This window comes from Nocardia testacea NBRC 100365 (assembly GCF_000308775.1).
GTDB classification, from domain to species: Bacteria; Actinomycetota; Actinomycetes; order Mycobacteriales; family Mycobacteriaceae; genus Nocardia; species Nocardia testacea.
The window spans coordinates 15383-38869 of the sequence record NZ_BAGJ01000088.1 but is presented as its reverse complement, the minus strand read 5'-3'; the positions used below and the strand labels follow the sequence as shown (position 1 = coordinate 38869).

Sequence of the window (23487 nt, the reverse complement as noted above, 5' to 3'; positions counted from 1 at the left end):
CGGCGGACCGGGCGGCGGTGGCCGGGATGCCGCGGGTCAGGGCGTGACGATGGGGAACTGCGGATCCGGGGCATCCAGCAGCCCGATGAATGTCTCGAGCAGGCTACGGTCACCGGTGATCGTCACACCGTCGAACCCCTTGCCGCTCACTGCGTTCAGCAACTGTTCTTTGGAGAGCGTGAGCGTGAGGTCCGCGGGCCCGACGACGGGAGCGTCGGGGTCGGGGGCGCGATGGGTGAGCGCGCCGTGGGACAGGGTGATGCGATGGACGGCGTCCTCGTCGGTCAGTTCCCAGTCCATGGTGAAGTCCGTCGCGGCGGCGCGCAGTCCGTCGATCCGGACGGCGAGCGAGTCGATGATCATCTCCGGTGTCAGCGCGGTCATCATCTCCGGGCTCGCCGATTGGATCGGGGTCGGCGTCGGACCCTTCCGCAGTTCCTGGGCGCCCGTCAGGTAGAAGTTGCGCCAGGTGCCGTTCTCGGCGCCGTGCCCGAGCCGGTCGTAGACCTGGGCCAGTGTCTCTTTGGCTTCCTCGTGGCCGGGCTCGGCGAACACGGCGTGGTTGAGCAGGGTCGCGGCGAATCGGAGATCGCCGGCCTCGGCGTATTCACCTCCCTTGGCGACGAGCGCCTCGATTCCGCCGTAGTCGGCCACATACCGCTGTGCCAGCGCGACGGGCGGATGCTCCCACAGATGCGCCGGGTTGCCGTCGTACCAGCCCATGTACCGCTGGTAGATCGCCTTGACATTGTGGCTGGTTGAGCCGTAGTAGCCGCGATTGGCCCAGACCTTCTCGAGTTCGGGGGGGAAGGCGAACCGTTCGGCGATCTCCGCCCCGGTGTAGCCCGCGTTGGTCAGGCGCAGCGTCTGATCGTGCAGGTAGGCGTACATATCGCGCTGGTTCGCCAGCCACGCGGTCCAGTTCTCCCGGCCCCAGGTCGGCCAGTGGTGCGAGGCGAACGCCACATCTGCCTTGTCGCCGAACCGGGCGATGGCCTCGTCGAGATACCGGGCCCAGACCCGGGAGTCGCGGACCACCGCGCCGCGCAGGGTCAGCACATTGTGCATATTGTGGGTCGCGTTCTCCGCCATGCAGAGTGCGCGCCGATCGGGGAACAGGAAGTTCATCTCGGCCGGGGCCTCGGTGCCCGGGGTCAGCTGGAAAACCATCCGCACGCCGTCGATCTCCTCTTCCTGCCCGGTGTGGGTGATGTCGACGGTGGGCGGGATCAGCGTGATGGTGCCGGTGGAGGTCGACATTCCCAGCCCGGCACCGATCTGACCGTCGGGCGCCTTCGGGAGCACCGCCCCGTACATGAACACGGCGCGACGGTTCATGGCATTGCCGGCGTAGACGTTCTCGCTCACCGCGTGTTCCAGGAATCCGGCGGGCGCCAGGATGGGCACCGGCGGATGACCGGCCGGCACCGCCGCCCGCGCTCCCGCGAAATGGTCGGCGTGCGAATGGGTGTAGATCATGCCGGTGACCGGACGGTCGCCGCGTTGCGCGCGATACAGGGCCAGGCCCGCGGCCGCGGTCTCCTCCGACAGCAGTGGATCGATCACGATGACCCCGTCGCGACCTTCGACGAGCGTCATATTCGACAGGTCCAGGTTACGGACCTGGTAGATACCCTCGGTCACCTCGAACAGCCCCTGTTTGCTGCACAGTTGGCCCTGCCGCCACAGACTCGGATTCGCGGTGTCCGGACAGTCGCCGTCGAGGAATTCGTAGGCGCCGATGTCGTAGACCACCGAGCCGTCCGCGGCCGTCACCACCGGCGGATCGAGTTCGGCCATGAACCCGCGCGTCGCGTTGCCGAAGTCGGCGGTGTCGTCGAAGTCCAGTTCCGTGGTCATCGTTACCTCACGATCTGTCGGCCGGCTCTCGGGTCCTGGCGGAGGCCGTGCCGCCGCCGCGCGGCCGTGTCCGCGCTCCCACGGCGGTGTCGGCACACCGCACGCCACGCTAGGCACTCGCGGCCATTCGCCGGATCACCTGCGACGGGTGAACTGCCCGGACCGCGCGACGAGGCGGGAGGATGCGAGCGATCCGGCGCTGCGCACCCCGACCGGTCCGGGAAGCTCGTCACCCGACCGATCGGAGGCGGCCGCACCACGCCACCCGGCGACTGCAGGCTGCATCAGGACATACGGTGACCCCGGGCCGCTCCACCGCGTGCGGTGAACGACCGTACCGGGTCATCCCCGGCGGGTGATGCCCGCGGCCCGGTCGCGACGACAGACTGCACAGTGTCGCGACCGACTGCCCCCGGAGGATGTGATGACCGACCGAGCGCGCGAGCCCAAGCCCGCACTGCTGTCCCGGATCACCGTGAACCAGTGGCTGGCTCTGGCTCTGACCGTCGTCGCCGTGATCTTCGTCGTCGAGAACCGCGACCATGTGGAGATACATTTCCTGCCCATCACCGTCAGTTCACCGATGTGGGTGATACTGCTGGTCATGTTCTTGATCGGGCTGGTGGCCGGGCTGCTGATCCGCCGGCGCGGCGTCACCGCTCCTGCTCCGGGGCGCCGCGGGAGACGGTGAGGCCCGCGACCATATCCGGCCGCAACCACGACCGCCGGTACCCGTGCAACGAGGGAAACAATGCACCGGCCGGTCCGGAGCGCACCGGATCCGAAGCCGCCGCGTCCGCACCGCTCACAGGCCACCGATCCCTTTGCCCAGGACGACAGCGCCCATCACCAGCAGCATCATCGCCATGACCACGTGATTGTTGGCCTCGAGCCAGGCCCGGCCACGGTCCAGGGTTGCGCCCAGCCGATCCGCCGCGACGGCATATCCGACCACGACGCCGAGCACACTGGCCGCGGCGAGCACCGTGAATACGGCCACGGCCACGATCTGCGCGCCCGCCGCCGTCCCGCTCGCCCCCACCACCACCCCCGCGGACACGCACAGCAGCAAATTCTTCGGATTGACCGCCGCGAGACCGGCTCCGAGCAGTACGGCCCTGCCGGCGTTCAGTGAATCGATACCGCGCATCCAGCCGGGCTGGGAGGTATCGGCGCGACGTCTCCACTGCACCAGAACCAGCGCCAGCAACAACACCCCCAGCACGATCTTCACCCACACCGCGGCCGCGCCGGGTTCGTCGTCCGCGGACAACCCGGCCACGGCGGCGAGCACGGCGAATACCACAGTGGCGAGCAGGATGCCCGCGGTCCAGCCGGTCGCGAAACCGCCCGCCGCCGCGGACGCGTTCTTCGACAGGATCATCAGGATGGCCACCACGATCGGGATCGGTGAGATCGCCACTCCCACCGCCAAGGGAAGCAGATCACCCAGGACAGACACGCGCGGGAATCAGGTGGCCCGCGGCTGCCAGGTCGCGATCGCCCAGATCACGACGATATTGAGCGCGATGATCAGGACCGACCACCACGGGTAGTAGGGCAGCCACAGGAAATTCGCCAGGATCGACAGCGCGGCGATACCGATCGCCAGTCCGCGCCCCCACGCCGTCCCGGTGAGCAGGCCGAGCGCGCTGATGATCAGCACGATCCCCAGGACGAGGTGGATCCAGCCCCAGGTCGTGATATCGAATTCGTAGGTGTAGTTCACCCCGACGACGAACAGTTCGTCCTCGGCCACGGCGGCGATCCCTTCCAATACCGACAGCGCGCCGACGGTCAACAGCAGAATCGCAGCGGTGATCGAGGTACCGGCCGCGAAGCCCTGCCGTACCGGGGACCGGCCGGAAGTGCTCGCCATCGGCTCCCGTGCAGTAGTCATCTCCACTCCTTCCGAGCGCAGGTGTGCGTCGACTCTCGCGTGGGTGGGACCGCTTCACCTCACCCGTCACGGGTGATTCCGGGTCACACCGCCGGTCCGGCGGCCGGCGCCTCGCCGTCCGGATCGGTCTCGGGCGGCGCCCGGTCGCTGATGAGTACGTCCATCCACCGTGTCGACGGATCGATATCGAACAGCAGCGCCTTGGCCAGCAGCGTGAGCGGGATGGCCAGCAGCGCCCCCAGCGCGCCCAGCACCCAGGACCAGAACACCAGGGACAGGAAGGTGACCGTGACACTCAGGCCGACCGCGTCACCCACGAACTTCGGCTGGATCACCGACTGCACCACCACGTTGAACACGCAGTAGAGCACGATCACCCACACCATCCGCGTGACACCGCCGTCGAGCAGGGCCAGCAGCGCGGGCGGGATCAGACCGAGCACGAACCCGATGTTCGGGATGTAGTTGGTGATGAACGACAGCAGTCCCCACAGCACCGGGAACGGGACCGCGAGCAACCACAGCGCCACACCGTCGAGCACGGCCACGATGAGCCCGAACACCGTCGAGACGATCAGGTATTTGCGGGTACCGGCGGCGAAGGTGCTCAGCGCGTGCGAGATATCGGGCCGCATCCCGGCCACCACCTTCATCCGGCGTCCGATGGTCATCCCGTCGAACGCCATGAACAGCAGCAGGGCCAGTACGAACAGCAGATTCGAGAAAACACCGGCGAGTTCGCGCAGCGCACCCTCGAGCATCTCGACCAGATTGCCGAAATCGAAGCCGCTCAACGCCTGCTGGATCCGGTCCTGGTCCACGTCGAATCGTTCCAGCAGTGCGCGGACCTGGTCGAACAGCGCGGAGAACTGATCGGAATAGTCCGGTAGCGCGGTCGCGAGCTGGGCGGCCGACAGCACCATCGCGGCGACCAGTCCCAGCAGCACCAGATACACCACTGTCAGGGCGGCGAGCATCCCCACCCAGGCCGGTGCGCCGCGGCGCTGTAGCCGGGTCTGGATGGGCTGGGCCGCGATCGCGAACATCAGCGCCAGGAACACCGGGCCGAGCACTCCGGAGAACGCCCTGGCTCCGGTGATCGCCACCACCGTGGCGGCCGCGACGAGCAGCACGATCAGGCCACGGGGTATCGCCCACGACGCCGGGCCGGCACCCTCCGGCGCCTGCCCGGCGCCGTCCTGTCCCGGCGCCGCGACCTCCGGTGCCGGCCCCGCCGGTCCCGTGCCCCCATCCTCCCGGCCCTGACCGGCATCCTTCGATACGGGATCGCCGGAGCCCGGAGCGGGTCCGGTCACGACAAGGCCTTGCCCTTGAGCCGTTCGAATTCGCTCTCGGTGATCGTGCCCTCGGCCAGCAGCCGCTTCGCCTCGGCGATCTGGGCGGCCGGACTGGTACCGGCGGTCTCCTGGATGTACTTCTTCTGCGCCGCCTCGACCTGCTCGGCTTCCACGGCCGCGCGTTCGGTCATGCCCCGGCCGCGCACGATCAAGTACACCAGCGAGGTCAGCAGCGGCAGCACGATCAGCAGGACCACCCAGATCGCCTTGACCCAGCCCGAGGTGTGCTTGTCCCGGAACAGATCACCGATGATGTAGAAGAGCAGCAGCAGATAGGCGACGAACGCGAAACTCACCACGATCAGCCAGAGCACTTCCCAGAAGGACATGGCACACCTCGTTCGCTTGCGGATACAGGAGTCCCCGGTGCCGGCGACCTGTCCACGCTAGGGCTGCCACCGGGCCACCGGGCTCACCCGATGCGGATGATTTCACCCGGATACGCCCTGGTAACAGGTTGGTTCACGACCGGCTGGATGCCCTCTTCGCTCCGGTAGGCTGCGGCCGAGTGCGTGCTAGTGCTGTTTCGGACGACGTCTTCGGGAGGCACCGTGACCACTTCGCCAACACTGGATCTGACGGGCCGCTCGGTATCGCGGGCCCGGGCCCGCTCACCCATCCCGGTGTTCCCCTTCACGCCCGTGTCGCGGCCACGATTGCACGCGGTGCTGGATGCGGTGGTCGACGGCGGCACCGGCGGAGTCCTGCTGATCTGCGGCGCGGTGGGGGTCGGCAAAACAGTGGCCGTCGCGGACTGGGCCGCCGAGCGGCTGCCACGCACTCATAACGACACGCGCATCGCGTGGGTCACGGTTCGCGAGCAGACCGCGCTGTGGGCGGAGCTGCGCGCACGGCTGGGCAGTTCCGGGCCGGGCACCGGACAGCCCGCGGCGGGGGTCGGTGAGGCCGAGGCGGTGATCGCCTCGCTGGCCGACGATTCCACGCCCACCGTGCTGGTGATCGACGACGCCCACCTGATCACCGACCCGCTCGCGCTGGCCGGGCTCGAATACTTCCTGCAGTACACGCCGCCGACGGTGACGACCGTGGTGTGCGCCCGCTTCGAGCCGCCGATCCGGTGGCATCTGCTGGAACTACACTCCCGGCTGACCCGGTGGAGCGGCCCGGACCTGGCATTGTCGCCGGAGGAGGCCGCCGGCCTGTGCGCCGAACACGGTTGCGCACTGGACCCGGAGTCACTGGGCACGCTGATGTCGCTCACCCAGGGGTGGGCCGCGCTGGTCCGGATCGCGGCGATCTATCTCGCCGCCCACGACGGCGAGTACCGCGACGCCCTGACCGCGCTGGCCCGGCCGCCGCACGCCTTCACCGATCTACTGGTGGGCGAGCTCATCGACACCCTGTCCCCGGCTTTGCGCCAATTCCTGACCTGCACCAGCATCCCGGACGAGTTCACCGAGGAACTGGCCGACGCCATGGTCGGCGGCGGTGCGGCGCATCTGCTCTACGAACTGGACCGGATCAATTTCCCGATGACCTCGCTGACCCGCGGCGGCAAGGTCTGGCACACCTACCACCCGATGCTGCGCGCGTATTTCCTCGCCGAAGCGAACCGGCTCGGCGCCGACCTGTGCTCGGACCTGCGGCTGCGCGCCGCGCGTCAGCTGATGTCGGCCGGTGAACTGCGCGCCGCGCTGCCCCATCTGCTCACCGTGGCCGATCATCGGCCGCTGGCCGGCTTCCTCGCCGAGCACGCGCTGGCCCTGGTGTTCGCCGGGGACGGTGCGGCGCTGTTCGATTCGCTGGCCGATACCGCCCCCGACGTCCTGGCCGACCCGTATCTGCGGTTGTTGCAGGTCACCGACGCGCTGCTGCACGGGGACAGCGGTTCGGCGCAGGCCTACCGTGACAGTGCCCGGCTGCTCGCCGACGACGATCCGCTCTCACTGGCGGGACCGCACCGGCTCGAGGCCCTGACCACCGCGGTGGACGCGGAACTGGCGGTGGCGACAGGCAGCGCCACCGAAACCGGTGTGTTCCCCGACCGGATGCCGCCCGCCGACCGACCCGACCTGGACGGCTACCTCGCGGTGACCACCGGCACCGCGCTGGCGTTGCGCGGTGAACTGGGCCGCGGCGAGGAACGACTACGGATCGCGCTGAGCCGCACCCGGTCCCGCTGCCATCCCCGGCTCCGGCTCATCGCGGTGACCAGGCTGGCGGTCACCGCGGGCCTGGCCGGATCGATCACGACCATGCGCCAGCGCGCCGAACGGGCCTGCGCCATCGCCCGCGACCACGATCTGCTGGACCTGCCGGAAACCGTGCACGCCACCGCCCTCGAGGCCTACGGCGCCTATCTGCAGGGCACCGAACCGCAGCCGGGGCACATCCGGATTCTGTGCGCCGAGCACATCCGGCGCGACGGTACGCCGGGTCCGGTGGCCGGCTGGCTCCCGCATGTGGTGGGCAGCCTGCTGGACTGCCGGCATTCGACCGACCGGGGCGCCGCCGCGGAACGGCTGCGCCGCAGTATCGGCCGCCTGCTGGACGCCGATCCGCCGCCCGCGCTGAGCGGAGGTCTGGTCGGCGCCGCGGTATGGGCATTGCTGGAGGCGGGTGAAACCGCCACCGCGCAACATCTCACCGAACGCGCCCGTACCGTGCTGGGCCGCACCCCCGACACCGTGCTGTCCGGCGCGGCCCTCACCGCGGCCTCCGGTAACCACCACGGTGTCGTACTGCAGGTCGAGCCGCTGCTGACGGGCACCCCGAACCTGCACCCGGTCACCCAGCTGACCGGCTGGCTGCTCTACGCCCGCGCCCACCACCAGCTGGGCAATGATTCCAAGACCCGCGAAGCCGTGGACAACGGCCTGTGCATCGCCGCAACCCACCGCATCACCCGGCCGTTCTTCGATGTGCCGGGCACCATCGAATTGCTCGACTACTACGCGGGCTGCTTCGGGCATCGCAGCGCGTTCGCCGATTCGGTACGCGCCGGCCATCAGGCCCACCGGCGGGCCGGCCATCCCGCGCTCACCGCGACCGAGCTGACGATCCTGCGCCAGCTGCCCTCCGGCCGGACCACCCAGCACATCGCCGATGACCTCGGTGTCTCCATCAACACCGTGAAGACCCATATGCGCGGGATCTACGCCAAACTCGGCACCAACTCCCGGATGGAGACCCTGCAGGAAGCGCGCCGCACCGGTCTGCTCTGAAGCGGGCCGGGTTCACCCGGTGCGGACGATGCGCCGCCCCGCGTGACCGGCGCACACTCGAATTCGCTGCGACGGCACCACCGTCGAACCGGTCCGGAAGTCAGGAGACGGCGATGCGATACCAGTTCACCATCGACGGCGAACTCTCCGAGCGCGCGCTGGCCGCCTTCCCGGAACTCGACGGCGATCGCGATCACGGCACGACTGTGCTGTCGGGAGCTGTCACCGACCCGACCGGGGTCCGCGCAGTCCTGGCCCGGATCGACAATCTCGGGCTCACCGTGCTGGAGATGCGCCGGCTCCCGGACTGAGGGCCGGCCGGCCACGAAGATGGCGCGGCGGGCACCGACGGGGTGCCGGTCCGATATTCCGGGGCGTGTCGGTGCGGCCGAGCCGGTTCCCGCGGCAACAGCGAATGCCGTTTCGGAGTCCTGCGTCGGCGCCCACCTCACATCGCACCTGTAGGTGGCTTACGCACTTTCGAGTGCCTACTCCCCGGGAAGAAGTAGCTCTCCGATAATCGTGCGGGGAGGCCGGAAGCGCCTCCGCTACAGGAGGAAAGGCACTCCGTGAACACACCCACCACCTCCCTCCCCGGCGGTACCCGGGATCTGGGCGACACCACCATCACCCGGTTCGGTTACGGCGCCATGCAGCTCGCGGGGCCCTGGGTCATGGGACCGCCCGCCGATCGAGACGAGGCCCTGGCCGTGCTGCGCGAGGTCGTCGACCTCGGCATCACACACATCGACACCAGTGACGCCTATGGGCCGTACATCACCAACGAGCTGATCCGTGAAGCGCTGCACCCCTACCCGGAGCCCCTGTTCATCGCCACCAAGGTCGGCGCCGGCCGGGACTCCCGGGGCGGCTGGCCTCCGGCACGACGGCCCGAAGACCTACGCAAGCAGGTACACCAGAACCTCCGGCGCCTCGGTGTCGAAGTACTCGACCTGGTCAACATGCGTATGGGTGACGCCGAAGGGCCTCGGCCCGGGCCGCTCGCCGAAGCATTCGAAACACTCGTCGAACTCCGGCAGCAGGGCCTGATCCGTCACCTCGGGGTCAGCAACGCCACCGAGGAACAGGTCGCCGAGGCACGGGCCATCGCTCCGATCGTCTGCGTGCAGAACATGTACAACCTCGCCCATCGTCACGACGACGACCTCATCGACCGCCTCGCCGCCGACGACATCGCCTACGTGCCGTTCTTCCCGCTCGGCGGCTTCACACCGCTGCAGTCGGAAACGCTCTCGAAGGTCGCCGCCCGACTGGGCGCCACACCGATGTCCGTCGCGCTGGCCTGGTTGCTGCAGCGCGCACCGAACATCCTGCTCATCCCCGGCACCTCGTCGGCAGCGCATCTGCGTGAGAACATCACCGGCGCGGGCCTTATCCTCTCCGATGCCGACGTGGCCGAACTGAACAGCATCGGCGCTGAACGACACGACTACGCCGGCAGCGGAGCGGAATCGCCACGACAGCCACATCGAACAGGTTTGTGACCGTGATCCGGGAAGCACACGCCGAGACCGGCAGGAAGCCGAGCGGTAGGGCACACGCCTCCCGACCGCGGCCGACCCCCGCGGCCGAAAGGCACTGCGGCCCAAGGAGGCACCGACGACCCACTCCGCGCTGCGCCCGGGGGTACCCGATCGTGTGCGGTACGCTCCCCGCCCGTCAGTACGGCGCGGCTCGCCCGGCCCAGCGCGGGGCGAGCCCACCGGCCGCGGCACGGGGAAACGAGATCCGCCGCGGGTCGCCGTCGGAGGTGAAGCGAAGGCTTGGATTCGCCGCGAGTTCGTCTAGCCAGTAGGCGGAGTCGAACGGCACCCGGCCGAGACCGGACCGGATCCGCGGGACCGCGGCCGGGTCGACCGCGCCGAACGGTGAGGGCGCGGGATTCGCACCGACCAGCATCGCGGCCTCGAACCGGTAGCCGGTGCCGCCCCAGCTCCCGGCGAGGGCGAGCGCGGGGTCGGCCGGGGACGAGCCCAGCGGCAGGGCCATGGTGCGCACCACGGTGCCCGGAGCGGCGGCACCGATCGTCCGCACGTTCTGCGCCAGTTCCCGTTGCACGCCCGCGGCGTCCAGCGCACCGAGATCCTGATGGGTCGCGGTGTGCGCGCCGATCTCGTAGCCGTGGGCGGCCAGCCACGGCAGGGCGCGCGGATCGCCGCCGAAGGCATCGTCGGTGACGTAGAAGGTGGCGCGAGCGGGGAAGTCCGGATGCCGCGCCGCGAACTCCTCCAGGACCGCCACCGCGCAGTCCGGCGCGGGCGCGCCCTCCGGGGTGAACCGCAACTGGCCGGTGGTGGAGTCGTCGAAGGTGAGCACCACGGGATGGGTTCCCGCCGGGATGTCCACTGCTCCCGCGGCGTACTGCGCGGCGGTGATCGGCCGGTATCCCTCCCGGTACAGCCGGTCGAGTTCGCCGCGGAACTCGGCGGGCGTCTGGTCGTATTCGCCGCCCGGCCGCGGCGCGAGCTGGTGGTACATCAGGATCGGGACCGCGCCGAGTTCGTCGGCGCCCACGGCCGCCGGGTCGGGCGAGGGCGGGGTGGTCACCGGCGGCGGCTGTGCGGCCGCCGGGGTGGTCTGCGGTTGCGCCCCCGGGGTTCCCCCGCAGGCAGCGGCCGCCGCGCACACCACCGCCGCCACGACCGCCCGTACGACTGCTCCCGGGAACCGCACCATCGCCCGAATGTTACGTGCCGACAACGATTTACGTCCCGTCTCCGGGAAAGAGATTGAGCGGGCCGCGATCTGTCCATATTGACGGGACAGTTGTTCGTGGGAGTTGATGCGTTGTGCTCATGCGGTTCCGGGGCGCCGATCGTAAACGGTTGGTGGTCTCGGCCTTCGGTGTCGTCCTGGCAGTCCTGCTGGTCGCGGTCGGTGTCGGGGCCGGTCGTTCACCCGCTCCCGCCCTACCGCTGAGCGGTCTACCGCCGGGTCCGGTCGGCGCCGCCGCCCTGAACGACCTCATGCTCCGAGTGGACGCCACCGGGCACGACCCGCGGGTGGTGGAACTCGCCGTGGACGGAGGCACGGTCACCGGCCGCGTGGAGGGCACCTCGGTGATCTACCAACCGGAGGGCTTGGGCGACGGCGAGCACACCTTCACGGCTCGGATACCGGTCGGCGGACCTTTCGGGTGGTTGCGCGACGAACCCGCCGTGTCGGCGACGTTCACCGTCGACACCACGGCCCCGGCCCTCGACCTGGCGCCACCGCCGGCCGTGGGCTCCTACCGCGACCCCGTCACGGTTCGCGGGCGGGCTCCCGACGCCGTGCGCGTGTCCATCGGCAATCAGCAGGTCACCCCCGGCCCCGACGGCAGCTTCGAGATCCGGCTGCCCCACCATCCCTCCGGTTCCGCGGTGGTCGCCGCGGACGCGGCGGGTAACGAGACGCGCCGGCCGCCGGCCGCGGGTATCGATCTGCCACGGATGCGGGCGGTGCACGTCACCGCCCACGCCTGGTCGCACGACGGGATGCGCGAGTCGGTGCTGGACATGGCCAGGCAGGGCCTCATCGATACGGTCCAGCTCGATATCAAGGACGAGGACGGCGTCGTCGGCTACGACTCACAGGTCCCGCTGGCCCGCAGCACCGGCGCCGCCACTCCGATCTACCGGGCCCGCGACGCGCTGCGGCAGCTGCACGAGATGGGAGTGCAGGTGGTCGGCCGGATCGTGGCCTTCCGCGATCCCACCCTGGCCGGCTGGGCCTGGCACAATCAGCGGCCCGACTGGGTGGTCCAGAATCCGGCCGGTCAGCCCTATTCCAGCCACTACGGCGCCATCGCGTTCACCAATTTCGCCCATCCCGAGGTGCGTGCCTACAACATCGCGCTCGCTGTCGAGGCCGCCGAACTCGGCTTCGACGGAGTCATGTACGACTACGTCCGCCGGCCCGACGGCAGTCTGTCGAGTATGAGATTCCCGGGGCTCACCGGTCCGGCGACCCGCGCCGTCGCCGGCTTCCTGGGGCAGGCCCGGGAACCGGTGCACACCGCCGGTGCGCATCTCAGCGCGGCGGTCTACGGTATCGCCGCCTCCCGGCCCGACCAGATCGCCCAGGACATCCCCCTCATCGCGCAGCAGGTGGATTTCGTGGCGCCGATGATCTATCCCTCGCACTGGAACGCCGGGGAGTACGGGGTCGCCGATCCGAACAACCAGCCCTACGACATCGTGGCGGCCGCGCTGCGTGACTTCCAGGCCGTGACCAAGGGCACGAACGCGACGGTGATCCCGTGGCTGCAGGACTTCAGTCTCGGAGCGGACTATGGAGACGCCCAGGTCAGAGCGCAGATCGATGCGACCTACCGGACGGGGATCGACAGTTTCTTCCTGTGGAGCCCGTCGGTGAGCTACCACCAGGGGGCACTGGACCCGAAGTGAGACCGTAACGCCGCGCACCCGGGCCGCGACTTCTCCGGTGACGCAATGGCCCGTCGGGGGGCCTGTCCGTCCATTTACCAGCAGTCGAATGGAGCTCGGGACATGGCTTTCCGAAGTGATCACCTGGTGCGCGCCCGCACCTACCTGGCACAGCACCGGCTCGCCGCGGCGATCGCGGCCCCCGCCGGTCTCGGCCTGGCGGCGGCGGTGGCCGCGGCCTACTCGGTGACCGCACCGGCCCAGCACGCCGATACACAGCTGAAGGCGTCGGTCACCGAGTGCCACGATATGGTCACCATCTCGGTCGCGGGACGCGGCGACACACCGGCCGAGGGCACCACGAAACTGCTGGTGGACGCGAACGGCAACCCGCTGCCCGCCGCGCTGTCGGGCGATCACAGCAGCGAATGGGTCGACCCGGTGGTCAACGCCCCGGCCGATGATGTGGACGCGGGTTCGTATGCCGCCGTCTACATCGCCTACCCCGCGAACATGGCCACCTACGAGGACGCCGTCACCACCGGAGTCGCCAATACCCAGCAGGTGATGCGGGAGATCGCCCAGGCATGCCCGGACACGGAGTTCGCGATCGTCGGGTACAGCGAAGGCGCCGATGTGGTGCGGCGAGTGGCGATGGAGATCGGTCACCAGGAGCAGCAGGACGGCGGCTACGCGATCGTCGACCCCGGCAAGGTCACCGGTGTGGTCATCCTCGCCGACTCCGGCCGTTCGGCCGGCGACGGGCCGTTCCCCGGCGCCGAGAACCCGTACGGCAACCCGGACAATTTCGATCAGCTCTACCAGAACGGCGGCACCCCGGTCCCCGGTCGGGGTGCGGTGGCCGGGACCAGCGGCGATTTCGGCGCGCTGAACGGCAAGATCGCCTCCTTCTGCTCCGACGGCGACCTCACCTGCGCGGCGCCGGATAATATCGCGCTGCTGCAACTGGTGGTCAATGTGGCGCGGCAGATGAACGTCGACGCCCTCGAACGGGAAGGCCTCACGCCCGCCACCGGGCAGGATGTCGCGGTGGTCCTCAGCCGGGTCGCGCTGCTGGCACTGGCCGATATCCAGTCGCAGCCCAACTGGATGGCCAGTGACGAAACCTTCCTCGAGGTGTTGCTGCGGGTCTCGGATCCCGCCTACGAACCCGGCAAGACCACCACGCCGGCGCCGGCGGACGCCATCTCGACCGATCAGATGTCCCCGCTGGCCTACCTGCCGCAGAAGGTCCTCAACGAGATCGTCGGCCTGATCGTCACCAACCAGAACACCATCCCGGTGATCCTGTCCGACCCCTACAATCTCACCCTCGGCCCCAACGCCACCGGTCACCACTTCGATTACTGGCGTGACGCCGACCCCGGTAACGGCAAAACGCTCACCTCCGCCGAGTACGCGGCGGCCTGGCTCACCCATCTGGCGAAGCAGGCGCAGGCCGGCGAACCGGTGGACACGAAGTCGGCCCCGACCGCCGAAGACCTCGACGACGCCTACCGGGCGGCGGCGGAGACCACGACCGAACCCACGACCGGCGGAGCGGCCACCGGCACCACGGCCGTGCCGACGACGAGCGGCACCACCCCGGTGACCACGCAGCCGGCGACCGGTACCCCGACCACGACCGGCCCGGCGACCACGACCGATCCCACGACCACGGCGCCGACGACCACGGCGCCGACGACCACCGAGACCACCACGGAGCAGCCGGGCACCACGCCGGAGGCGACGGAGCCGGGCACCGTCGTGGCCACTCCGGAAGTGACGACTCCGCCGGTGGCCACCCGTCCCACACCCCCGCAGGTCGCGGTGAACAGCAGCTCGGAGACACCCCGGCCGAGCACGACCCCGCAGCAGACCACCACCGCCGCGGGCGCACCGACACCCTGACGCGTGCGCCGGACACCCCGTGTCCGGCGCACCGCTACCACCGTGCCGAACCCCTATCGGCGAGGATGGGCTCCATGACGATTTCCGCGCCCGATGTGGAGTACCTGCGCCGCTGTGTCGAACTCGCCGGCGAGGCGCTGGACGCCGGGGACCAGCCGTTCGGCTCACTGCTGGTCACCGCGACCGGCGAGGTGCTGTTCGAGGACCGCAACCGCGTGGCCGGCGGCGACCACACCCGGCACCCGGAATTCGAGATCTGCCGTTGGGCGGCCGCCCACCTCGATCCGGCCGACCGCGCGGCCGCCACGGTGTATACCTCGGGCGAACACTGCCCGATGTGTTCGGCGGCGCACGGCTGGGTCGGCCTCGGCCGTATCGTCTTCGCCACGTCGAGCGGTCAGCTCGCCGGATGGTTGCGCGAATGGGGCGCTCCCGCCGCACCGGTGGCCGCCCTGCCGATCACGCAGGTCGCCCCCGGTGTGGTCGCCGAGGGACCGGCACCCGAGTTCGAGACGCGGATGCGCGCTCTCTATCAGCGGTGTTTCGCGCCGGAAGAGTCCGCCGCGCCGTGATCCACCATCCGGCTCACCGGCGCGCGCCGCTGCGCAACCAGGCGATATGACGTCCTGAGATATCGGCCGTGGTGAGCAGGTCGAACCCGGTCTCCCCCGCCAGCCCGGCGGCGTGCTCGATCCCCGCCTCCGCCCAGGGAAACCAGTCACCGGCCTCGGTGCGGGTTTCCAGCCGGATCTGCCGGACACCGATACCTGTTCCGGGGCCGGAGAATTCGACAACGGCCAGACCGCCCGGACGGAGCAGCCCGCCGATACGGCGCAGCACCCGGCGCGGGTCACCACCGATGCCGATGTTCCCGTCGGCCAACAGCGCGTAGTGCCAGCGGCCATCCCCGGGCAGCGGCCCGAAGATATCGCGTGCCACGGCCGGGGCGCCCCGGTGACGGGTGACCGCGACCGCGGTGGGCGAGATATCGACGCCGAGCGCGATGACACCGCGGCGGCACAGCGCCGCCACCAGCCGCCCCGGTCCGCACCCCAGATCGACCGTCGGCCCGTCACAGCATCCGACCAGGGCCGAATCCACCTGCCGATCGGCCGCGCTGATCCGGGCACCGCCGAGCCAGCGACGGGTCGGCAGCCGGGTGCGGTCGCCGTCGGCGGACCGGATCCAGCAGTCGCGGCCGGTCAGGGCCGGATCGAACCGGCCGATCACCGGACGGTCCGGGGCGCGCCGAGCGCCGCCACCGCCGCCGCGAACCGCCCGGAACAGCCCGCGGCGACTCGCACGGCATCGGCGTAGTGGTCGACATCGGTGAGGGCCGGCAGCATCCCGACCCGATATCCGTGCGCGCGCAATACGCCCCGGGTGCGATCGCCGGTGGCCGCGGTGGACATGGGCACGTCCGCGAGGAGCCGAGCGGCCCGCGGATCGGACAACCCCAGGCCCCACCAGCCACCATCGGTGGCGGGCCCGAGCAGCGCGTCGGCCCCGGCGACCAGGGTACGAGCCGCGTCGGTGAGCACCCGCGCGCCGAGTTGCGGCGTATCCATCCCGATCTGCAATACCGGCAGTCCTGCCCGCGCGGTATCGGCGTGGGCGTTGGCCAGCCGCACCGCGAAACCCGAACCGCGCTGGGGGACCACCTCGAAATCGGCCAGCCGCCGCGCGATCTCCTCGCCGGACTGCGCGGCGTCCAGGTCGCCGGTGAACGCGACCACCCGGTGGGTGACCGGGCAGGCGCTCACCGCATCGAGTGTGTCCAGCAGCGCGGCGGCCGCCAGCCGGGCGGCCTGCGCCGGCGTCAACGGCGGGGTGAGCCTGGTCTTGGCGTATCCGGCGACCGGTGCCTTGGCCATCACCAGCAATGCCACCGGTATCGGCGCAGTTCCGGGGCGGGCACCGGTGCCCGGCGCGGAGGCCCCGCTCACCGCAGGACCGCCAGGAAATCACGGGTGGCGCGCAGTGATCCCCGCGCCGTCCCGGAAATCTTCGACCGGCCGCCGGCACGCGCCCGGTAGCTGATATCGACCTCGCGCACGTCCCACTGCGCAGCGGCGGCGCGTATCAGCAGTTCCAGCGGATATCCGAAGCGATCGTGCAGCCGGCCCAGCGATTCCAGCCGTTCCCGGCCCGCGACCCGCATGGCCCCGATATCGTGCACCGGCAGGCCGTAGCGCCGCCGCAACCGGCGGGCGACGACACGATTACCGAGCCGGGTGTGCCACGGCCAGACCCCGCCGCGCACCGGGCGACGGCGGCCCACCGCGAGGTCGGCGCCGGCGCGGATCTCGGCTACCAGCCGGGGTAGCTCCCCGGGGTCCATCGATCCGTCGCCGTCGAGGACGGCGACCAGTTCGGTACGGGCCGCGGCGATACCGGCCTGTACCGCGGCCCCGTACCCGGGACGCGGTTCGGTGATCACACGGGCGCCGTATCCGGCCGCGACGGCGGCGGTGCCGTCGGTCGACCCGTTGTCGACCACGATCGGCCGATATCCGTCCGGTAGCGCGGCCAGGACCGCCGGCAACGCCTCGGCTTCGTTGCGGCACGGGATCACCACCGTGATACCGGCCGGTTCGCGGTGCTCTGTCGGCATGGGTGCAACGCTAAGCCCGGCGGGGTGGAAATCCCGTGACAAAACCATGACGTCGTGTCCGAATTTCCTGGTGAATGCGCTGCCACGGGGCCGCACCGGCCTAGGGTGGCCTCTGTGCCGGAGCTGATCGAGATCACCGAACCCCGCACCCGGTTCCGGGGCGAGCTTATCGGCGCCGCCGGCGCGGCGTTGCTGGTAGCGGTCGCGTTCACGGTTCCGCAACTGGCCGGCGAATCCTGGCGGCGCAGTCTGTTCGCCGCCGCCGCGCCCATTTTCGGCCACTGGTCGCCACATATCGGCTGGGGCACCCTTCCGGCACTGGCCCTGGCGGCGGCCGTGGTCATCCGGGGTCCGGCGACGGCCGACCGGCTCCCCTGGCGCCGGCTGCTCACCGCCGGATATCTCACGGCGGTGGTGTGGGCATTCGCCCTCACCCTGGTCGACGGGTGGCGGCGGGGTTTCACCGCCCGGCTCGCCGACGGCCACGAGTACCTCGCCGAGGTGCCCGCGGTCACCGATATCCCGGCGACGGTCGCCTCGTTCGCCGACCGGATCGTCGACGGCCGACCGGATTCCTGGACCACGCACGTCTCGGGTCATCCGCCCGGAGCGCTGCTGTTCTTCGTCCTGTTGGACCGGATGGGCCTGGGCGGATCCACGTGGGCGGGAATCGTCTGTGTCCTGGCGGGATCCAGCGCCCCGATCGCGGTGGCGGTCGCGTTGCGCGCCCTGGGCGCCGAGGACCACGCGCGGCGGGCACTGCCGTTCCTGGTGCTCGCGCCGGCGGCCATCTGGGTCGCGGTCTCGGCCGACGCGCTCTTCGCCGGAGTCACCGCATGGGCGGTGGCGCTGCTGGCCGTCGCCACGGGCGCGCGAGCCGCCCGCCGAACCACCCGGCCGGAGCCCACAACCGGCCGGCCGCCCGACCCTTCTGTGAGCCACCGGACCGCGATACCCGTCGCGTTCGCGGCCGGAGTGCTTTTCGGCTGCGGGATCTACCTGAACTACGGCCTGATCCTGATGGGATTTTTCGCCGTCGCGGTGCTGCTCGCGGGCCGTACGGTCCGGCCGCTGCTGCACGCCGTGCTGGGCACGCTGGTCGTGGTGGCCGGCTTCACGGCCGCCGGATTCTGGTGGCTCGACGGCTACCACCTGGTGGTCGAGCGCTACTACCAGGGGATCGCCGCCACTCGCCCGTACGGGTACTGGTGGTGGGGCAATCTCGCCGCCACGGTCTGCGCCGTCGGACTCGCGACGGCGGCGGCCCTGACGCGGGCGCTGGCGCCGTCCCGGCTGCGGACGCTCGATCCGGCCGCGCTGCTGGTCGCCGCCGCAGTCTGCGCTGTCGCCGCCGCCGACCTCAGCGGGTTGAGCAAGGCGGAGACCGAACGGATCTGGTTGCCGTTCGATATGTGGCTGCTCGCGGCGACGGCGTTCCTGCCGCGCGGACATCGTCGCCCCTGGCTCGCCGTGCAGGCGACCGGGGCCCTGCTGCTCGTCCATCTGCTGCTGACGAATTGGTGAGGCATCCATGCGCATCGAGATCATCGGCTACACCGTGGCCTGCGCGCTGCCGGTGGTGACGGCGGGCGCCCTGGTCCTGCGCGCCCTGCGCGATCGTTCGCTCACGGCGTGCACCACGGTCCTGGTGCTCATCCCGATCCTGGCCGCGCCGGTCGCGCTGACCGGGGTGGGCGGACCGGCGGTCACCGCCGAGTTCCGGTGCATCGTCCTCGTTCTCGTGCTGGTCGCCGTGGTCACCGTTCCGGCCGCCGTGCTGCTGGGCCGGGAACAGTCCCGGAAGAGGTCGCGGGAGAGGCGGCTGCGCGAACAGGAACACGCCGCCGAACGGTCGCGGCGCGAACTGGTGGCCTGGGTGAGCCACGATCTGCGGACCCCGCTCGCCGGAATTCGCACCATGACCGAGGCCCTCGGCGACCCGGCGGTGGCCGACCCGGCCGATATCGTCCGGTACGCCGAGCGGATCGACCGGGAGACCCGGCGGCTGTCCCGGATGGTGGACGATCTGTTCGAGATGTCGAAGATCTCGGCCGGCGCCCTGCGCCTCGACCTCGAACCGCTGGACCTGCGCGAACTCGTCGACGAGATCTACGCCGCCCATCGCGCCACCGCCGACCACGCCGAAATCGGTTCTCCTGCGGGCCGGCCCGCCGCGGCACTGCCCGTCGCCACCGACGACCAGGGCCCGGGACACGGCCGACCGGGCCCGGCCGCGACCGTAGGACAGCGTCACACCGACCACCGGAAGGAACCGCTCGGATGAACAAGACGATTCAGGTGGCACTCGGCATCGATGTCGATTCCTGCGCCGGCTGGCTGGGTTCCTACGGCGGCCAGGATTCGCCCAACGATATGCAACGGGGAGTGTTCGCCGGCGAGGTCGGAGTGCCGCGCCTGCTGCGGCTGTTCGAGCGCCGCGCCATCCGGACCACCTGGTTCTGGCCGGGTCATTCCCTCGAAACGTTTCCCGCGCAGGCCCGCCAGTGTGTCGAGGCAGGACACGAGATCGGCGCCCACGGATACAGCCACGAGAATCCGCGCGCGCTCACGCCCCGGCAGGAGCGAGATGTCATGTCCAGATGCGTGGAACTCATCGAACAGCTCTCCGGACACCGGCCACTGGGTTACGTCGCACCCTGGTGGGAGATGAGCGAGCACACCGCCTCGATCCTCGCCGACTACGGCTTCTCCTACGACCATTCGCAGAACTACAACGATTTCGTGCCCTTCTACGCCCGCGTCGGGGACACCTGGACACCCGTCGACACCTCCCGGCCCGCCGCCCACTGGATGAAACCGCTCGAACACGGGCACGAGATCGACCTGGTCGAGTTCTGTGGCAACTGGTACGTCGACGATCTGCCGCCGATGATGTTCATCAAGGCACATCCCAACTCCCACGGCTTCGTCGCGCCGCGCGCGATCGAACAGATGTGGAACGACCAGTTCGACTGGGTGTACCGGGAACTGGACTACGCCGTCATCCCGGTCACCCTGCACCCCGACGTCTCCGGACGACCGCAGGTACTGCTGATGCTCGAACGCCTGCTGGACCGCTGGGCGGGCTTCGCCGGGGTCGAGTTCGTGACGATGGCCGAGGCGGCCGGGGAATTCCGCGCCCGCTACCCGTTCGAACGCCCGGACCGGCCCGAATTCGTCGGCCGCTGAGCACGTCGGTCGTGAACACACCGGGTAAGAGGTCGGGTTGTGTGAAACGGGCGCCCGGGGTGGCGAACTCGCGCACGAGGTCTTGTCGTGGGTGAGCAGGACGTGCCGGTTGAGTTCGGCGGAAGGCGGAGGGGTAATCGAGCGGTACCGGGCGGGAACTGGCGTCCCGTGGCCGGTGTGGAATCCCGCGGCCTCATGGCCGGCGGCGAACTCGATTACCGCCGTCTCGACCGCCCGGCCGGGAGCGCGCGGCCGCCGCACGGCAAGCCGGCATCGACAAGGCGCTGGTCTGCGGCCACGTAGGCGCGGCCGTCGCAGAGCCGGGCGCCGGCGGTAGTGCGCTCCGGGCTCACGTGGAACAACGACAACGCTCGACCGGCGCTGATGACAGCATCTCCGTTCTTGTCAGCCGGATATGGGGCGGATAGGAATATCGGGTGGCTGATCAACAAAGTATTGCCCGGATCGTTACCGCCGCCGCCTCGGTCGTTGTGGCCGTGTGCGCGGTGGTGGTCACGGTGAAGGTGGCGGGCGCCCAGCTCGACCCGGCCGAACCGCCACGGGTGCTGGACCAGGCAGCGCTGGAGCAGCAGGTGGCGAACCGATTGCAAGGTGTGGGGGACGAGCCGGTGGGCCGGGTGAGCTGTCCCGGTTCCGTTCAGGTCGTCGTGGGTAACCAATTCGATTGCGATATATGGGATTACCTGGATTCCGGTAAGGCGCGCGTCGAGATAGTCAGCGATCAAGGCGAGATCCAGGTGACCAAGTTGTGACAGGTGAGGATTTCGAGTTGATCCGGTAACTGCCGGGCCGAGTTGCCCAGGGGACTTCCGAATCGAGTTCGGCCCCGCCCGGGCGTCCCGCATGCGGGACGTCGGCGGCCACCCCATCGAGCACCGTCGTCCCGCGGCAGCACGACCCCACCCCGGCGATCTCGAACCCCGGCGCCCGCGGCGGGCGGTCCCATCCGGGGCCGGTGAGGAGCTGGTCAGGCCGGTTCGCGGCCGAGGAGGGTTTCACGGCGGTAGTACTCGTAGAGGCCGTCGAAGATCGGGCCGGACACGGCCAGGGTGTGGGTGTCGTCGCCGATCATCGACAACCCGCGCAGCACGGCGTCCAGGCCGGGGGCTTCGGGGGCGTCGAAGCGTTCGTCGTCGATATCGGCTTCGTGCACGATCTCGGCGATCCGCCACAGCACCGGGTCGGTGAGATCGTGGCGGCGCAGGATCGTTTCGAAGCTGCAGTCCCCACCGTGGTGGCCGAGGTCGACCCCGCGCATATCGAACGGTGTCGCCTCCGCCGGTACCTCGGCCGGGTCGGTGACGAACACGAACTCCGCTTCCGGGTCGATCTCACGACGGATCAACCAGGCGCAGGCGGCGCGGTCGATGTGGATACCGGCGCGGGTGGCCCATTTCATGCGGACTCCTCGGTGACGTGGTCGGGGTGCAGGGCCTGCACCGCCCGCTGGGCGGCGGTGCGCACCGGCGGTGGGAAGAAGTCCCGGCGCTGGATCCGGCGCAGTTCCCCGCGGTTACATTTCCCGGCATGGATACGGCCGGAGAAGGGGAACGCCCCGTGTTACGACGCGACACCACCACGACAGACGTCATCCCGCTGCGCACCGCGACCAAGGCGTGGTTCCTCATCTCCCTGCAGACCTTCGGTGGCCCCGCCGGTCAGATCGCGGTCATGCAACGCACGCTGGTCGAGGAGAAACGCTGGATCGGCCAGCAACGCTTCCTGCACGCCCTGAACTACTGCATGCTGCTGCCCGGCCCCGAAGCCCAGCAGCTCGCCATCTACATCGGCTGGCTGCTCAACGGCCGCCGCGGCGGCCTCATCGCCGGCACCCTGTTCGTCCTGCCCGGCATGCTCGCCCTCCTGGCGCTCTCGGCGATCTACGTCGGCTTCGGCGACACCACCCTGGTCACCGCCCTGCTGGCCGGACTCGCACCCGCCGTCGTGGTGATCGTCACCCAAGCCGTCCTGCGCGTCGGGCGTCGCGCCCTCACCCGGCCCGGGCTCGTCGCGATCGCCGTCGCCGCCTTCGCCGCACTCACCCTGTTCGCGGTCCCGTTTCCGATCGTCATCGCCGCCGCCGCGGCCGCCGGATGGGCACTGGGGCGCAGAAACACCTCCACACCGGCCGGACCCGCACACTCCGAGGACGACACCGGCGAGGCCGCACCGCTGATCGCCGACGACACCCTGCACCACGAAGCGCCCTCGGCCCGGCGCGGCCTGGCCATACTCGGTATCGGACTGCTCGTCTGGGCGATCCCGGTCGCGGCCGCCGCGGTATTCCTCGGCACCACCAGCACACTCACCACCCAGGGCGTGTTCTTCTCCGGCACCGCCGTGGTCACCTTCGGTGGCGCCTACGCCGTCCTGGCCTTCGTCGCCCAACGCGCCGTCGAGGTCTACGGCTGGCTCTCCCCCACCGATATGGTCCGCGGCCTCGCCCTCGCGGAATCCACCCCCGGACCGTTGATCATGGTCGTCCAGTTCGTCGCGTTCCTCGGCGCCTACCACCACCCCGGCACCCTCGACCCCTGGGTCGCAGGCATACTCGGGGCCCTGCTCACCACCTGGGTCACCTTCGTGCCCTGCTTCCTGTTCATCCTCCTCGGCGCCCCCTACGTCGAACGCCTCCGCCACAACCACACCCTCTCGGCGGCCCTGACCGGCATCACCGCCGCCGTCGTCGGCGTCATCGCCGACCTCGGCCTCTACTTCACCCTGCACACCCTGTTCACCGACACCCACACCCTCACCACCGGGCCCCTGCACCTCCAACTCCCCGACCCCACCAGCATCCAGCCCATCGCCCTCGCGATCACCGCCGTCGCCGCGATCCTCGCCTTCAAACTCGACTGGTCCATGCTGCGCATCCTCGGCACCAGCGTCATCCTCGGCCTCACCGCCACCCTCGCGGGACTGCCTCTCACCTGAGCGCCGCCGTCCGCTCGCACAATGTTCCCAAAGGCGGTTCACACACAAACCGATGCGACCCAGGAATTGGGGGCAATCGATAACGCGGCGATCGACATAATCTGAAACACGCTGTAACGCATAAGCG

Annotated in this window: 22 protein-coding genes; 12 read left to right on the top strand and 10 right to left on the bottom strand. The window is 70.0% G+C overall.

The annotated features are described in order from the left end of the window. Positions 1-36 precede the first annotated feature (36 nt). On the bottom strand, positions 37-1860 hold the full coding sequence (locus ON38_RS11860; RefSeq protein ID WP_039824799.1) for an alkyl/aryl-sulfatase: 1824 nt from the start codon (positions 1858-1860) through the stop codon (positions 37-39). A 424-nt stretch (positions 1861-2284) separates the two neighbouring features. On the opposite strand from ON38_RS11860, the gene ON38_RS11855 reads away from it, so the two are divergent. Continuing rightward, positions 2285-2551: a lipopolysaccharide assembly protein LapA domain-containing protein gene (locus ON38_RS11855; RefSeq protein WP_051164632.1), complete on the top strand. Its 267-nt coding sequence runs from the start codon at positions 2285-2287 to the stop codon at positions 2549-2551. 114 nt (positions 2552-2665) lie between these two features. Here ON38_RS11855 and ON38_RS11850 read toward each other — a convergent pair whose 3' ends face one another. The 4 genes from ON38_RS11850 to ON38_RS11835 all read right to left on the bottom strand — a co-directional run bounded on the left by ON38_RS11850 (position 2666) and on the right by ON38_RS11835 (position 5447). Next, complete coding sequence (locus tag ON38_RS11850; RefSeq protein WP_039824798.1) at positions 2666-3322, bottom strand: GAP family protein; 657 nt, start codon at positions 3320-3322, stop codon at positions 2666-2668. A 9-nt stretch (positions 3323-3331) separates the two neighbouring features. After that, entirely contained in the window at positions 3332-3760 is a 429-nt protein-coding gene (locus ON38_RS11845; protein WP_039824912.1) for a DUF7144 family membrane protein, read from the bottom strand. Between the two features lie 83 nt (positions 3761-3843). Further along, complete coding sequence (locus tag ON38_RS11840) at positions 3844-4911, bottom strand: AI-2E family transporter (protein ID WP_051164661.1); 1068 nt, start codon at positions 4909-4911, stop codon at positions 3844-3846. Between the two features lie 161 nt (positions 4912-5072). Further along, on the bottom strand, positions 5073-5447 hold the full coding sequence (locus tag ON38_RS11835) for an SHOCT domain-containing protein (protein WP_039824796.1): 375 nt from the start codon (positions 5445-5447) through the stop codon (positions 5073-5075). Positions 5448-5669: 222 nt separating this feature from the next. Here ON38_RS11835 and ON38_RS11830 point away from each other — a divergent pair, with 222 nt between their 5' ends. The 3 genes from ON38_RS11830 (at position 5670) to ON38_RS11820 (ending at position 9808) form a co-directional block, all read left to right on the top strand. After that, complete coding sequence (locus tag ON38_RS11830) at positions 5670-8303, top strand: winged helix-turn-helix domain-containing protein (RefSeq protein WP_039824794.1); 2634 nt, start codon at positions 5670-5672, stop codon at positions 8301-8303. A gap of 113 nt (positions 8304-8416) precedes the next feature. Continuing rightward, positions 8417-8614, top strand: a complete 198-nt coding sequence (locus tag ON38_RS11825; RefSeq protein WP_030519143.1) for a DUF8691 family protein — start codon at positions 8417-8419, stop codon at positions 8612-8614. Positions 8615-8872: 258 nt separating this feature from the next. Then, a complete protein-coding gene (locus ON38_RS11820; protein ID WP_083872560.1) occupies positions 8873-9808 on the top strand; it encodes an aldo/keto reductase family oxidoreductase in 936 nt (311 codons plus the stop codon). Between the two features lie 175 nt (positions 9809-9983). On the opposite strand, the gene ON38_RS11815 is transcribed toward ON38_RS11820, so the two are convergent. Next, a complete protein-coding gene (locus ON38_RS11815; RefSeq protein ID WP_039824793.1) occupies positions 9984-11000 on the bottom strand; it encodes a polysaccharide deacetylase family protein in 1017 nt (338 codons plus the stop codon). 119 nt (positions 11001-11119) lie between these two features. On the opposite strand from ON38_RS11815, the gene ON38_RS11810 reads away from it, so the two are divergent. The 3 genes from ON38_RS11810 (at position 11120) to ON38_RS11800 (ending at position 15174) form a co-directional block, all read left to right on the top strand. After that, positions 11120-12712: a putative glycoside hydrolase gene (locus ON38_RS11810; RefSeq protein WP_083872558.1), complete on the top strand. Its 1593-nt coding sequence runs from the start codon at positions 11120-11122 to the stop codon at positions 12710-12712. Between the two features lie 102 nt (positions 12713-12814). Then, positions 12815-14602, top strand: coding sequence for a cutinase family protein (locus tag ON38_RS11805; RefSeq protein ID WP_051164631.1), 1788 nt, complete (start codon positions 12815-12817; stop codon positions 14600-14602). A gap of 74 nt (positions 14603-14676) precedes the next feature. Beyond that, a complete protein-coding gene (locus tag ON38_RS11800) occupies positions 14677-15174 on the top strand; it encodes a nucleoside deaminase (protein WP_039824792.1) in 498 nt (165 codons plus the stop codon). A 13-nt stretch (positions 15175-15187) separates the two neighbouring features. Here ON38_RS11800 and ON38_RS11795 read toward each other — a convergent pair whose 3' ends face one another. The 3 genes from ON38_RS11795 to ON38_RS11785 all read right to left on the bottom strand — a co-directional run bounded on the left by ON38_RS11795 (position 15188) and on the right by ON38_RS11785 (position 17216). After that, positions 15188-15832, bottom strand: coding sequence for a methyltransferase domain-containing protein (locus ON38_RS11795; protein ID WP_039824790.1), 645 nt, complete (start codon positions 15830-15832; stop codon positions 15188-15190). Then, positions 15829-16476 (bottom strand): TIGR04282 family arsenosugar biosynthesis glycosyltransferase, encoded by a 648-nt coding sequence (locus ON38_RS11790; RefSeq protein ID WP_039824907.1) that lies wholly within the window; start codon positions 16474-16476, stop codon positions 15829-15831. Before ON38_RS11790 ends, ON38_RS11795 begins: the two co-directional genes overlap by 4 nt. Before the next feature lie 68 nt (positions 16477-16544). Further along, positions 16545-17216, bottom strand: a complete 672-nt coding sequence (locus ON38_RS11785; protein ID WP_039824788.1) for a glycosyltransferase family 2 protein — start codon at positions 17214-17216, stop codon at positions 16545-16547. A 114-nt stretch (positions 17217-17330) separates the two neighbouring features. Here ON38_RS11785 and ON38_RS11780 point away from each other — a divergent pair, with 114 nt between their 5' ends. From ON38_RS11780 to ON38_RS11765, 4 genes are all read left to right on the top strand, one after another. Continuing rightward, positions 17331-18740, top strand: coding sequence for a hypothetical protein (locus ON38_RS11780; RefSeq protein ID WP_039824787.1), 1410 nt, complete (start codon positions 17331-17333; stop codon positions 18738-18740). 7 nt (positions 18741-18747) lie between these two features. Next, positions 18748-19500: a sensor histidine kinase gene (locus ON38_RS11775; RefSeq protein WP_051164630.1), complete on the top strand. Its 753-nt coding sequence runs from the start codon at positions 18748-18750 to the stop codon at positions 19498-19500. Next, positions 19497-20405, top strand: coding sequence for a polysaccharide deacetylase family protein (locus ON38_RS11770; protein WP_039824786.1), 909 nt, complete (start codon positions 19497-19499; stop codon positions 20403-20405). Before ON38_RS11775 ends, ON38_RS11770 begins: the two co-directional genes overlap by 4 nt. Before the next feature lie 437 nt (positions 20406-20842). Beyond that, positions 20843-21178 (top strand): DUF4333 domain-containing protein, encoded by a 336-nt coding sequence (locus ON38_RS11765; protein WP_083872557.1) that lies wholly within the window; start codon positions 20843-20845, stop codon positions 21176-21178. Positions 21179-21393: 215 nt separating this feature from the next. Here the strand turns inward: ON38_RS11765 and ON38_RS11760 are convergent, their stop codons facing one another. Then, positions 21394-21825, bottom strand: coding sequence for a chromate resistance protein ChrB domain-containing protein (locus ON38_RS11760; protein WP_039824782.1), 432 nt, complete (start codon positions 21823-21825; stop codon positions 21394-21396). Between the two features lie 128 nt (positions 21826-21953). On the opposite strand from ON38_RS11760, the gene chrA reads away from it, so the two are divergent. Continuing rightward, positions 21954-23360 (top strand): chromate efflux transporter, encoded by a 1407-nt coding sequence (chrA, locus tag ON38_RS11755; RefSeq protein WP_051164660.1) that lies wholly within the window; start codon positions 21954-21956, stop codon positions 23358-23360. Positions 23361-23487: the final 127 nt, after the last annotated feature.

What these genes read in the sequence shown, in the direction of transcription:
- chrA (WP_051164660.1), top strand. Translation starts at nt 21,954, where the DNA reads ATGGATACGGCCGGAGAAGGGGAACGCCCCGTGTTACGACGCGACACC.
- ON38_RS11845 (WP_039824912.1), bottom strand. Translation starts at nt 3,760, where the DNA reads ATGACTACTGCACGGGAGCCGATGGCGAGCACTTCCGGCCGGTCCCCG.
- ON38_RS11860 (WP_039824799.1), bottom strand. Translation starts at nt 1,860, where the DNA reads ATGACCACGGAACTGGACTTCGACGACACCGCCGACTTCGGCAACGCG.
- ON38_RS11800 (WP_039824792.1), top strand. Translation starts at nt 14,677, where the DNA reads ATGACGATTTCCGCGCCCGATGTGGAGTACCTGCGCCGCTGTGTCGAA.
- ON38_RS11785 (WP_039824788.1), bottom strand. Translation starts at nt 17,216, where the DNA reads ATGCCGACAGAGCACCGCGAACCGGCCGGTATCACGGTGGTGATCCCG.
- ON38_RS11815 (WP_039824793.1), bottom strand. Translation starts at nt 11,000, where the DNA reads ATGGTGCGGTTCCCGGGAGCAGTCGTACGGGCGGTCGTGGCGGCGGTG.
- ON38_RS11770 (WP_039824786.1), top strand. Translation starts at nt 19,497, where the DNA reads ATGAACAAGACGATTCAGGTGGCACTCGGCATCGATGTCGATTCCTGC.
- ON38_RS11760 (WP_039824782.1), bottom strand. Translation starts at nt 21,825, where the DNA reads ATGAAATGGGCCACCCGCGCCGGTATCCACATCGACCGCGCCGCCTGC.
- ON38_RS11790 (WP_039824907.1), bottom strand. Translation starts at nt 16,476, where the DNA reads ATGGCCAAGGCACCGGTCGCCGGATACGCCAAGACCAGGCTCACCCCG.
- ON38_RS11805 (WP_051164631.1), top strand. Translation starts at nt 12,815, where the DNA reads ATGGCTTTCCGAAGTGATCACCTGGTGCGCGCCCGCACCTACCTGGCA.
- ON38_RS11835 (WP_039824796.1), bottom strand. Translation starts at nt 5,447, where the DNA reads ATGTCCTTCTGGGAAGTGCTCTGGCTGATCGTGGTGAGTTTCGCGTTC.
- ON38_RS11855 (WP_051164632.1), top strand. Translation starts at nt 2,285, where the DNA reads ATGACCGACCGAGCGCGCGAGCCCAAGCCCGCACTGCTGTCCCGGATC.
- ON38_RS11810 (WP_083872558.1), top strand. Translation starts at nt 11,120, where the DNA reads ATGCGGTTCCGGGGCGCCGATCGTAAACGGTTGGTGGTCTCGGCCTTC.
- ON38_RS11825 (WP_030519143.1), top strand. Translation starts at nt 8,417, where the DNA reads ATGCGATACCAGTTCACCATCGACGGCGAACTCTCCGAGCGCGCGCTG.
- ON38_RS11775 (WP_051164630.1), top strand. Translation starts at nt 18,748, where the DNA reads ATGCGCATCGAGATCATCGGCTACACCGTGGCCTGCGCGCTGCCGGTG.